This window comes from Flavobacterium sp., assembly GCF_049590715.1.
Classification (GTDB): Bacteria; Bacteroidota; Bacteroidia; order Flavobacteriales; family Flavobacteriaceae; genus Flavobacterium.
On sequence record NZ_JBAWDL010000004.1, the window covers coordinates 1 to 10,161 of the forward strand.

Consider the following 10,161-nt stretch of genomic DNA (forward strand, 5'->3'; position numbering starts at 1 on the left):
AACACTGCTTAACTAAACTTAATTTCTTAATGTTTTTTTTTTTAAAATTTCACCTACCTTCAGTAAAAAATAGTCTTTAACAAACTAATTATTAACTCAGAAACACAAAACATCAGATTGATTGTGATAATTTGTGTAATTTGTGATTACAATCTGGACTTTCTTTAAACTTTCTGAATAGTTGATCTATAAAAGGTAACTGTCAGTAATCACAAAGAAGAGCGTCCTTATAGTTAGATAAATTATACAAAATCACAGGTATGCAAAAAAACATAAAAATGTACGGTGCAGAATGGTGCCCTGATTGCCGAAGAACAAAGGAGTTTTTTACCAAAAACAATATTGAATTTGAATACATCAATTTAGACATCACTCCAGATGCCTCTCACCTTGTAGAGGAATACAACAATGGAAAAAGAATTATTCCAACTGTTGTTATTGATAAAAAAGTGATGAGTAATCCTCAAAATCACGAATTAGCAGAGCAACTAGGAATCAACAAACAAGGAACAGTCAAACTCTTTGGTGCGGACTGGTGTCCTGATTGCCGAAGAGCCAAACGTTTCTTGCAAGACAACCAAATCAATTTTGAATTTATCGATGTAGAAACCACTGATGGCGCAAGTGATTATGTAATGAAAGTCAATAATGGCAAAAGAATTATTCCTACTATTATAGTCAATGAAACGCCCTACTCCAATCCTGATAATGCTAAACTAACGCAATTATTAAATCTTGATAAGGTTACTGATACTCGTATTTATGATGTATTGATTGTAGGTGGTGGAGCAGCAGGTTTAACGACCGCTATATATACGCAAAGAGATCGTTTTGACAGCATTATTCTAGAAAAGAAAAATATTGGTGGAAATACATTTATCACCAAAAAAATTGAAAACTATCCAGGTTTCAAAGAAGTTTCAGGTCCTGAATTGATGGATCGAATGGAAGAACAAGCATCAGTTTTAGGAGCGAAAATAGAAACGGGAATAGAAATCGTTAGTATTGAGAAACATCTAAACTATTTCAAAATCCATACTAAGTCGGATGAATTTAAGGCGAAATCGGTTGTATTAAGTACGGGTAGTACGTACAGAACCCTTGGGATTCCTGGAGAAATGGAATTGATAGGTTCTGGCATTCATTATTGTGCAACTTGTGATGGTGCTTTTTACAGAGACAAAGAAGTCATTGTAATCGGTGGAGGAAATAGCGCTTTAGAGGAAGGAATGTTCTTAGCCGGTTTCTGTAAAAAAGTGAGCATTGTACATCGTAGCGAGAAATTCTCGGCTGATGAAATCTATATTGAAAAACTGGGTTCGTTTAAAAATATTGACGTTTACCTTAACAAAACTTCCAAAGAATTTGTTGCCGACAGTAAAGGAAATTTTGACAAACTAATTTATACAGACAATGCCACTGGGAAAGACGAAGAGCTAAAAGCCGATGGTGTTTTTACTTTCATAGGTCTGATTCCTAATACAAAAGCTTTTGAAGGATTCGTAAACCTATCGCAAAGTGGACATATATTGACTAAAGGACTGAATCAAACAAGTGTTCCAGGTGTTTTTGCTGCTGGTGATTGTCGTTTTGGAGCTATTGCTCAGGTGGCTGCTGCTACAGGTGAAGGTGTTGTGGCTAGTTATGGATTGAAAGAATATTTGAAGAAATAATAGTTTAAACACTAAGAGCACAAAATCTTTACCGCTAAGGCGCTAAGAAAAAGTTTTTTGAACCATTAAGAGATTAATAAAAATTAAGTAGAACTGCTTAATGAAACTTAATTTCTTAATGGTTTTATTTTTTATAAAATATTTCATTGTGAAAAGATTGAGTTCTTGTTTAGCACCAAACGACTGCCCCCGATTGAAGCGGAAAACCCGGAGTTGCGACAGCTTACAAAGCCGTGCTAGAAAAGAGCGACCGCAGGAAGCTCCTTTTCTAGCCGGATTTGTGCTGGCGGAACGAGGATTTGTAGCGGAAAGCGGGAATGGGCTCAAATAATTTTTACCCTTTTTTGAAAATAGTTGGCAATTTGAATTTATAAAAGTTTACAAACGCTTATTTTTGCGCCATGGGAAGAAAAAATACAGACAAAGTTGTCTTTCATCAGATAAAAGTCCTTGATGCAGGTGCAAAAGGCGTTTCGGTAGCGAAGGCTCCCGATGGGAAAGTTGTCTTCATACCAAATGTGGTTCCTGGAGATGTAGTTGACGTACAAACGTTTAAGAAACGTAAGGCGTATTATGAAGGGAAAGCGGTGAAATTTCACGAACTTTCTGAGCACCGTGTAGAACCAGTTTGCCAACACTTTGGTGTTTGTGGTGGTTGTAAATGGCAGAATATGAATTACGACCAACAGTTGTTTTACAAACAAAATGAGGTTAAAAATCACTTGCAACGCATAGGGAAAATTGAACTTCCGGATTTTGAACCAATTTTAGGTTCGGAGAAAAAGTTTTTCTACAGAAATAAAATGGAATTTTCGTTTTCTAACAGCCGTTGGTTAACCGAAGAAGAAATAGGAAGCACGGAAGATTTAGGCAACAGAAATGCACTAGGTTTTCATATTCCAAAAATGTGGGACAAAATCCTTGACATTTCTAAATGTCACTTGCAGGAAGACCCATCGAATGCGATTAGAAATGAAGTTCGTGATTTTGCTAACGCAAATGGATTGACGTTCTTTAATCCTCGTGCACACGAAGGTTTGTTGCGTACCTTAATGTTGCGTACAGCATCCACAGGTGAAATCATGTTATTGATTCAGTTTTTTGAAAATGATAAAGCAAACCGAGAATTGATTCTGGATCATTTATATGCCAAGTTCCCACAGATTACTTCTTTATTATATGTCGTGAACAATAAAGCGAATGATACTTTGTATGATACGAATGTGATCTTATACAAAGGTCGTGACTATATCTTGGAAGAAATGGAAGGGTTAAAATTTAGTATCAACGCTAAATCATTTTACCAAACCAACTCGGATCAAGCATACGAATTATACAAAATCACAAGAGACTTTGCTGGATTGAGCGGTAATGAAATTGTTTATGACTTATATACTGGCACGGGTACAATTGCTCAATTTGTTTCTAAAAAAGCAAAAAAAGTAATTGGTGTAGAAAGTGTTCCTGATGCTATTAAGGATGCTAAAGCCAATGCAGAACGTAATAATATTGACAATTGTGAGTTTTATGTAGGAGATATGAAAGTAGTTTTCAACGACGCTTTTATCGCTCAACACGGACAACCAGACGTTATTATTACAGATCCACCAAGAGACGGAATGCACAAAGATGTAGTGGAACAAATTATGAAAATTGCTCCTCAAAAAGTGGTTTATGTAAGTTGTAACTCGGCTACACAAGCCCGTGATTTGGCTTTGATGGATGAAAAATACAAAGTAAGTCGTGTGCGCCCAGTGGATATGTTTCCACAAACACATCATGTTGAAAATGTGGTTTTACTGGAAAGAAGATAATTAGTACTTAGTACCAAGTCCTTAGTACCTAGTTTTTAAAGTACTTAATAAATAGTTATCTAAACATAAACTAAAGACTAAGAACTAACAACTAAAAAAAACATGAAAAAAACCATACTACTCTTATTGATACTCTGCTTATCCTTATCTAGTTGTGAGAAGGATGATATTTGTGATGAAAATACCAGTACTACTCCTCGATTAATTATCACCTTTTATGATTTTAACGATGGATCATCCTTGAAAAACGTTACTAATTTAAAAATTATCGGTGATGGAATGACAGAAGGAGTTACATACAATGGTAGTTCATTATTCAACGGAAATCAGGTGGCTATCCCATTGAAAACGGATGCTGAAATGGTGAAATTTAAATTCATCTTAAACTATGATGATAGTAAAACAACTTTTATAGATGTGGATGAACTACAGTTTGATTACACCCGAAGTACTATTTTTGTATCTAGAGCTTGTGGTTATAAAACCAATTACGTGTTAAATCAAGCTAATCCCTATACGCATACTGGAAAATGGATGTTAAATATATCTGTAAAAAATAGAACGATAACGAACGAAAATGAAACACACATTGAAGTATATCATTAGTCTTTGTTTCTTTTTCGCGTTTTTTTTAAGCAACGCCCAAGAAACAACATCCAAAAAACCAGTTCCTCAAGTTAAAGAGGAAAATACTCCTGTTGAAGAACCTATAATTAAAAAGGAGAAAACTAAAGAACGAAAAAAAGTTGTTTCTGATAACTCCTTTGCAAACGCAGAGCCTTTACCTCAAGAAGTCAAAAACGATAGTGTTATTGTTCCTAAAACAGAAAGATACGGTATCAGACTAGGTATTGACCTATTTAAACTGACTCGTGGGTTTTATGATAAGAATTATAAAGGAATCGAATTAGTAGGTGATTATCGTTTTACAAAAAGGTATTTCTTAGCAGCTGAAATAGGTACAGAAGACAAAACTACTGATGATACCCGTTTGAACTTCACTACCAAAGGATCCTACATAAAAGCGGGATTTGACTATAATGGATACGAAAACTGGTTAGATATGGAAAACATCATCTCCATAGGAATGCGTTATGGTTTTAGTACGTTTAGTCAAGAATTAAACGATTACAAAATTTATAATGCTTCACAATATTTTGGAGAAACAGCTAAAATATATTCAGGAGAAAAATTCGATGGACTTACAGCAAGTTGGATTGAAATTGTAGCAGGAATCAAAGCAAAAGTTTTTAATAATGTTTTTGTGGGTTTCAGTTTGAGATTGAACACCTTGATCTCCAATAAAAAACCAAGTAACTTTGACAACTTATATATTCCTGGTTTCAATAGAACTTACGATGGTAGTTTCGGTGTAGGATTCAATTATACGGTTACTTATTTTGTACCTATTTTCAAGAAGAAAGTTCTTCCTTCGGATCTTAACAAAGCTCTTAAACCAAAAGAATAAATTTAGTTTAAAATTGCAAAACCCACTAAATCCAACGACTATTTTGTTGATTTTAGTGGGTTTTGTAATTATACTCTTTTCTTAGACATGTAGCAAATCGACTATACGATCGCCTTCTGTTTTAAATGGACCATCCAGTGTAGGGTCATTTTGTTTGAGCGCTTCTATTTGGTAAAAACAAGTATCAATTCGGTTTTTCAAAATAGTTTTATCAGCCGTTTGCCAATATTCACCTTCATCATTGACTTTTAAGGTTTCGAAGTTTTCCTCAACTGATTTTAAAAATGTAGCAATTATAATATGAATATCAATAGTAGCAAATTGCGTTTTGCAATATTCCTGTATGTAATTGTTCTTGTCAAACTCTAATAGCAACGGATCCGTATTTTCATGTGGTTGAATTCTGATTCCTTTGGTTGGTCCTGAATAATCCCATGCTTCACCGTCTTTATGACGCAATAATATTTTTTTTTCTTCAGTAAAAAAAGTATACTCCATTCTATTCGCTTCCGCAAAAGCTTTGGCGTTAAGCATTACTTTTTCATATTCAAAATCCGATTTGAGTTTGCCCTCAAAGTGTATTGTAACTCCCATATTCTAATTGTATAACCTATCCTATTTCTCGAACCCCCTTCATGAAAATCCATTTCATATACAGTTTTTCAGCGTCTGGAGTCTTTATTGCTTTGAATTTTGGAGATAACAAAGTCGCTACTACAAAAGCTGTCATTGGAATCCAAAAACCAGTCAAAGAGGTGTACATTGCTACCAAATAGCGAACAGAGATAAATAAGATTGCAAAACAACCCAATTGGTATAAAAAAGCTCTTACTTGTAATTTTGTCATTTTTTTTTAAGTTTTAAAGGGGGCTAAGGTTCTAATATTCTTAGTATCTCAGAACCTTAGAACCTCAGCCCTTCATAATATTTACTCTTCTTTCGTTTGAAACTTAGTACGTTTACTTCCTTCGTACATTTCGTACTTTACCAATCGAGCTTCAATACTCGCATTGAATAATTTGATTTTACGAGATGGTTTTAAACCCACATATTTCAACGCTTCCAAATTTCCAGTAATAAACCAAGCATTAGTTCCTGGATAATTTTTCTTTAAGGTATCGCCTATGTTTTTGTAGAACTCTTCCATATGAATGTCCAAACGCTCATCATAAGGCGGGTTGAAAACAATATGCAGTTTTCCTTCCGTTGTTTTTTCAGTATCAAAAAAGTTTTCTTCGTTGATGGTGATGTATTCGTCTAGGTTAGCATTTTTGATATTGTCTTTGGCTTTTTGAACCGCAGATGGGGCTTTGTCATATCCTTTAATGGTATGATGAAACTCACGCACTTTACTCAACAAGCTGTCGGTGATTTTATCAAACAAATCATTATCCCAATCTTTCCATTTTTCGAAAGCAAATTCTTTACGATTGATGTTTGCTGGAATATTACAAGCAATCATCGCTGCTTCGGCAAGGAACGTTCCTGAACCACACATTGGGTCAAGGAAATCCGTTTGTCCGTCCCAACCCGAAAGGATCAAAACTCCTGCTGCCAAGACTTCGTTGATAGGTGCAATATTCGTAGCCGTTCTATACCCACGTTGGTGCAATGAATTTCCAGAAGTATCGAGCGCTACTGAAACTTGGTCACGATCAATATGAATATTAATTCGTAAATCAGGAAACGCTTTGTCAATACTAGGACGTTGTCCTGTACGTTCTCTAAACTGATCCACAATGGCATCCTTACATTTTTGAGAAACAAATTCCGTATGTGTAAAAACAGTCGAGTGAACCGTGGCATCAATCACAAAAGTCTGATTGGCATTGATGTATTTAGACCAGTTAATTCCCAAGATTCCTTTGTACAAGGCTTGTTCGTTATTCGCTCTAAAAGAATAAATCGGTTTCAAGACCTTCAAGGCAGTACGCAAAGACAAATTGGCTTTGTACATAAACCCTTTATCTCCTTTAAAACTTACCATTCTAATTCCCTGCTCTACTTCTTGAGCACCTAGTTGTGTCAATTCTTTGGCTAGTATTTCTTCAAAACCGTAGAAGGTTTTGGCAATCATTTTAAAATTATCTTCCATGTGTATGTATCCAGTAATCCCGTTTTTTTTATTCAAAAAGAGAACTACACTATTATTTAATTTAAAGCAAATACAAAAGTTTTTCAACCGCAGATTCGCAGATTTTTTTTACCAATATTCTGTTATAATGCTGGATAAATTTGCGCTAATTCCGCTCAATACGGATTAATAATTATTTAAAAATTAAAAAAAATTAGCGAATTAGCGGTGGTTTATTCAACGCAAATCATTTTCCTTTTTTAAAGCCTAATAAATATTCATCAATTCGTGGCAAACTTTTTTTAACTGTTCGCAACAGTAGGCAATATTTCAGCAAAAATACACTAAATTTGCGGGATAGAATAAATTGAAAAGAATAAATGTCTTCAGAACAAAAACCAACAACAACAAATACAGAACAACCTGCACCATCATGGTTTAGTTCTTGGTTCGATACTCCTTACTATCACATCCTTTATAAAGAAAGAAATTACCGTGAAGCACAGCTTTTCATGGATAATTTGACGCATTATTTAAACCTACCTGAAAAAGCTAAGGTTTTGGATTTAGCTTGTGGCAAAGGCCGTCACGCTATTTATTTGAACCAATTAGGTTTTGATGTTTTAGGAGCAGATTTATCTGAAAACAGTATTGCTGAAGCATCCAAAAACAGCAATACCAACCTACATTTCAAGGTACACGACATGCGCGAACCTTTTGAAGAAAAGTACGATGCCATTTTTAATTTGTTTACCAGTTTTGGTTATTTCGAAAATGATGACGACAATCTAACCACGCTAAAAGCCATCAAAAACAGTTTGTCTGAGTACGGTTTTGCAGTCATTGACTTTATGAATGTCAACCAAGTGATCAGCACGCTTGTTCCAGAAGAGGTAAAAACAGTGAATGGAATCGACTTTCACTTAAAGCGTTATGTTAAAGATGGACACATTCACAAAGAAATCGACTTTGAGGACAACGGACAAAAATTTCATTATACCGAAAAAGTAAAAGCCCTAACCCTTCAAGACTTTCAAGAAATGATGGACGAAGCTGGAATTTATCTTTTGGACATCTTTGGAGACTACAAACTAAAGAAATTCCACAAAACAGAAAGCGAACGATTAATCATGATTTTTAAATAATAGCAAATCCTATAAAATTTTGCCACACATAAAAAGATTTCCACAGATTAATCCTTTTAATCTGTGGCTAAAAATTTATAGCAGTTAAAGCAATAATCTCGTAAACCATTCCGCCTTGCAACGCTAATTTTCTGAATATGAATTACCTTTTACCCCTACTTTCGGTCCTTTTGGGTTACATCATTGCCTTGATCATCAAACCAAAAAACAAAACCAACCTCAAACTCTTATTAGCGTTTAGTGGATCGTTCTTGTTATCCTTGACCGTTATGCATTTATTACCTGATGTATATGAAAGCCATAATAACAATATAGGAATTTGCATCATGCTAGGGATTTTATTCCAGATCATCCTAGAATTTTTCTCCAAAGGAGCAGAACACGGACACGTACACGGGCATCCTAACATGACCCATATTCCGTGGTTGTTGTTCATCAGTCTTTGTATTCACGCCTTTCTAGAAGGATTTCCCGTAGGTCATCATGATGATTTAGCCATTGGTATTGCCATTCACCACCTCCCTATTGCCATTATATTAACCACCTTTTTCATCAATGCAAACCTAAACGCCAAAGCTATTTTTGCCTTCATGATCACCTTTGCTGTCATGACACCACTAGGAACGTTAATATCTGATTTCATGCCCGTTTTAAACAATTATTACACCGAAATCACCGCCATAGTCATCGGAATTTTATTCCACATCTCCTCTACCATCATCTTCGAAAGTAGCGAAGGACACAAATTCAATGTAGCCAAAGTTTCGATGATCGTTCTCGGAATCGTATTGGCTTACTTTTTATAATTTGGGCGTGACCCTCCGTAAAAACTACGGGTCGGGCTATTCGTTTCAATCTTTTTTGAGGCAGAAAAAGCCTCAAAAAAGGATTTCCACTGCTATCCCTCACGCGGGATTTGGGTACCATTAACGTTGTTTTATCATTTGTGCGTTGTAAATTACAGAATATATTAAATTGTAAGAAAAAATAAATATATTTGAAACAGCAATAAAAGCGAAACTAACCTTCGCCTATACACCTAAATTTGGGTAGCTATGCGAAGGTTTGTTTCGCATATATACTAGTTAGCCAACATACAACCAAAAAACTGAAAAAATCATAAATAAATGAATAAAAAATGACAGATAATAATGAATTAAACCAAAAAGTAACTTCATATGTTGGAGAATTGGAAGTTATTGCTAGTGGAATTGCTCCTAGCATACTAGAATCAAAATTAAAATTAGTCTATGATGACTTACAGTTTGAATTCGACTTCGTAAATAATAAAGAAATTAACAATCATAATATAGAACTTAAAATTGTTGAAAAAAAATTAGTTTTTATACTAACGAATTTTAACAATTCACTAGGAACTGGAATAGTAAGACCCCTTGAGATTGGACATCATAACGGAAGAAGACTATATATAAGTTTTTGGGTTCTAACACCTAGCGCCTCTGAGGAATTAAGAGTGATTAATTGGACAATGTTAAAAGGTGGAAGTGTAAATAATTTAATAGAAACTAAAGATGAGTAGCGGTTTTAATCCTGTAGATAATACTAGTAGTACCTCACCTAAAAAACAAAGAAGCAGTTTTATTAAAGATTTACCTGGTAAAATTACAGCAACAATTGGCAGTGGTGAAAATGCTAGAAATACTTTCGTATATCTAACTTTAAGATGGGCATTTATCAGTGGTGTGATAATTACAATTTTAATCGTTGTTAATAATTGGTACTTCGTTGAAAAGAAAAAAGTCCCAGATATTATGGGAGATATAAAAAGTTGTTGGGAGATTATTATTCCTTTAATTACACTTGCATTAGGTTATGCGTTTGGGAAATCAAAAGAATAAAATGTACGTTGGCTAACACACGCTACAAGCAATTTGGGTTTTAGGCTTAATTTAAAGTTGGTCTTGTATCAGATAAATTTGTGTTTATCCGAAGATTAGGTTTCCTTAATCCCAAACTGCTTGTAGCG

General features: G+C 34.6%; 11 protein-coding genes. 8 read left to right on the forward strand and 3 right to left on the reverse strand.

Annotation, left to right across the window (positions count from 1 at the left end):
- Positions 1 to 260: 260 nt before the first annotated feature.
- From WBQ70_RS00035 to WBQ70_RS00050, 4 genes are all read left to right on the forward strand, one after another.
- Positions 261 to 1,673, forward strand: a complete 1,413-nt coding sequence (locus tag WBQ70_RS00035; RefSeq protein ID WP_423908810.1) for an FAD-dependent oxidoreductase — start codon at positions 261 to 263, stop codon at positions 1,671 to 1,673.
- Between the two features lie 401 nt (positions 1,674 to 2,074).
- Complete coding sequence (gene rlmD / locus WBQ70_RS00040; protein WP_423908812.1) at positions 2,075 to 3,487, forward strand: 23S rRNA (uracil(1939)-C(5))-methyltransferase RlmD; 1,413 nt, start codon at positions 2,075 to 2,077, stop codon at positions 3,485 to 3,487.
- Between the two features lie 102 nt (positions 3,488 to 3,589).
- A complete protein-coding gene (locus WBQ70_RS00045) occupies positions 3,590 to 4,093 on the forward strand; it encodes a DUF6452 family protein (protein WP_423908815.1) in 504 nt (167 codons plus the stop codon).
- Positions 4,065 to 4,955, forward strand: coding sequence for a DUF6048 family protein (locus tag WBQ70_RS00050; protein ID WP_423908818.1), 891 nt, complete (start codon positions 4,065 to 4,067; stop codon positions 4,953 to 4,955). Before WBQ70_RS00045 ends, WBQ70_RS00050 begins: the two co-directional genes overlap by 29 nt.
- Positions 4,956 to 5,036: 81 nt before the next feature.
- On the opposite strand, the gene WBQ70_RS00055 is transcribed toward WBQ70_RS00050, so the two are convergent.
- The 3 genes from WBQ70_RS00055 to WBQ70_RS00065 form a co-directional block, all read right to left on the reverse strand.
- Complete coding sequence (locus WBQ70_RS00055; RefSeq protein WP_423908821.1) at positions 5,037 to 5,549, reverse strand: hypothetical protein; 513 nt, start codon at positions 5,547 to 5,549, stop codon at positions 5,037 to 5,039.
- 16 nt (positions 5,550 to 5,565) lie between these two features.
- Positions 5,566 to 5,802 (reverse strand): hypothetical protein, encoded by a 237-nt coding sequence (locus tag WBQ70_RS00060; RefSeq protein ID WP_423908824.1) that lies wholly within the window; start codon positions 5,800 to 5,802, stop codon positions 5,566 to 5,568.
- Positions 5,803 to 5,883: 81 nt separating this feature from the next.
- Positions 5,884 to 7,050 (reverse strand): THUMP domain-containing class I SAM-dependent RNA methyltransferase, encoded by a 1,167-nt coding sequence (locus WBQ70_RS00065; protein WP_423908838.1) that lies wholly within the window; start codon positions 7,048 to 7,050, stop codon positions 5,884 to 5,886.
- 359 nt (positions 7,051 to 7,409) lie between these two features.
- Between WBQ70_RS00065 and WBQ70_RS00070 the strand changes: the two genes are divergently transcribed.
- From WBQ70_RS00070 to WBQ70_RS00085, 4 genes are all read left to right on the forward strand, one after another.
- Positions 7,410 to 8,174: a class I SAM-dependent methyltransferase gene (locus tag WBQ70_RS00070; protein ID WP_423908826.1), complete on the forward strand. Its 765-nt coding sequence runs from the start codon at positions 7,410 to 7,412 to the stop codon at positions 8,172 to 8,174.
- Positions 8,175 to 8,311: 137 nt separating this feature from the next.
- A complete protein-coding gene (locus tag WBQ70_RS00075; protein ID WP_423908829.1) occupies positions 8,312 to 8,980 on the forward strand; it encodes a ZIP family metal transporter in 669 nt (222 codons plus the stop codon).
- A gap of 332 nt (positions 8,981 to 9,312) precedes the next feature.
- Positions 9,313 to 9,714, forward strand: a complete 402-nt coding sequence (locus WBQ70_RS00080) for a DUF6864 domain-containing function (protein ID WP_423908832.1) — start codon at positions 9,313 to 9,315, stop codon at positions 9,712 to 9,714.
- A complete protein-coding gene (locus WBQ70_RS00085; RefSeq protein WP_423908835.1) occupies positions 9,707 to 10,033 on the forward strand; it encodes a hypothetical protein in 327 nt (108 codons plus the stop codon). Before WBQ70_RS00080 ends, WBQ70_RS00085 begins: the two co-directional genes overlap by 8 nt.
- The last annotated feature ends 128 nt before the right edge of the window (positions 10,034 to 10,161 follow it).

Coding starts and splice junctions, on each gene's coding strand:
- WBQ70_RS00035 (WP_423908810.1), top strand. CDS start 261: ATGCAAAAAAACATAAAAATGTACGGTGCAGAATGGTGCCCTGATTGC.
- rlmD (WP_423908812.1), top strand. CDS start 2,075: ATGGGAAGAAAAAATACAGACAAAGTTGTCTTTCATCAGATAAAAGTC.
- WBQ70_RS00045 (WP_423908815.1), top strand. CDS start 3,590: ATGAAAAAAACCATACTACTCTTATTGATACTCTGCTTATCCTTATCT.
- WBQ70_RS00050 (WP_423908818.1), top strand. CDS start 4,065: ATGAAACACACATTGAAGTATATCATTAGTCTTTGTTTCTTTTTCGCG.
- WBQ70_RS00055 (WP_423908821.1), bottom strand. CDS start 5,549: ATGGGAGTTACAATACACTTTGAGGGCAAACTCAAATCGGATTTTGAA.
- WBQ70_RS00060 (WP_423908824.1), bottom strand. CDS start 5,802: ATGACAAAATTACAAGTAAGAGCTTTTTTATACCAATTGGGTTGTTTT.
- WBQ70_RS00065 (WP_423908838.1), bottom strand. CDS start 7,050: ATGGAAGATAATTTTAAAATGATTGCCAAAACCTTCTACGGTTTTGAA.
- WBQ70_RS00070 (WP_423908826.1), top strand. CDS start 7,410: ATGTCTTCAGAACAAAAACCAACAACAACAAATACAGAACAACCTGCA.
- WBQ70_RS00075 (WP_423908829.1), top strand. CDS start 8,312: ATGAATTACCTTTTACCCCTACTTTCGGTCCTTTTGGGTTACATCATT.
- WBQ70_RS00080 (WP_423908832.1), top strand. CDS start 9,313: ATGACAGATAATAATGAATTAAACCAAAAAGTAACTTCATATGTTGGA.
- WBQ70_RS00085 (WP_423908835.1), top strand. CDS start 9,707: ATGAGTAGCGGTTTTAATCCTGTAGATAATACTAGTAGTACCTCACCT.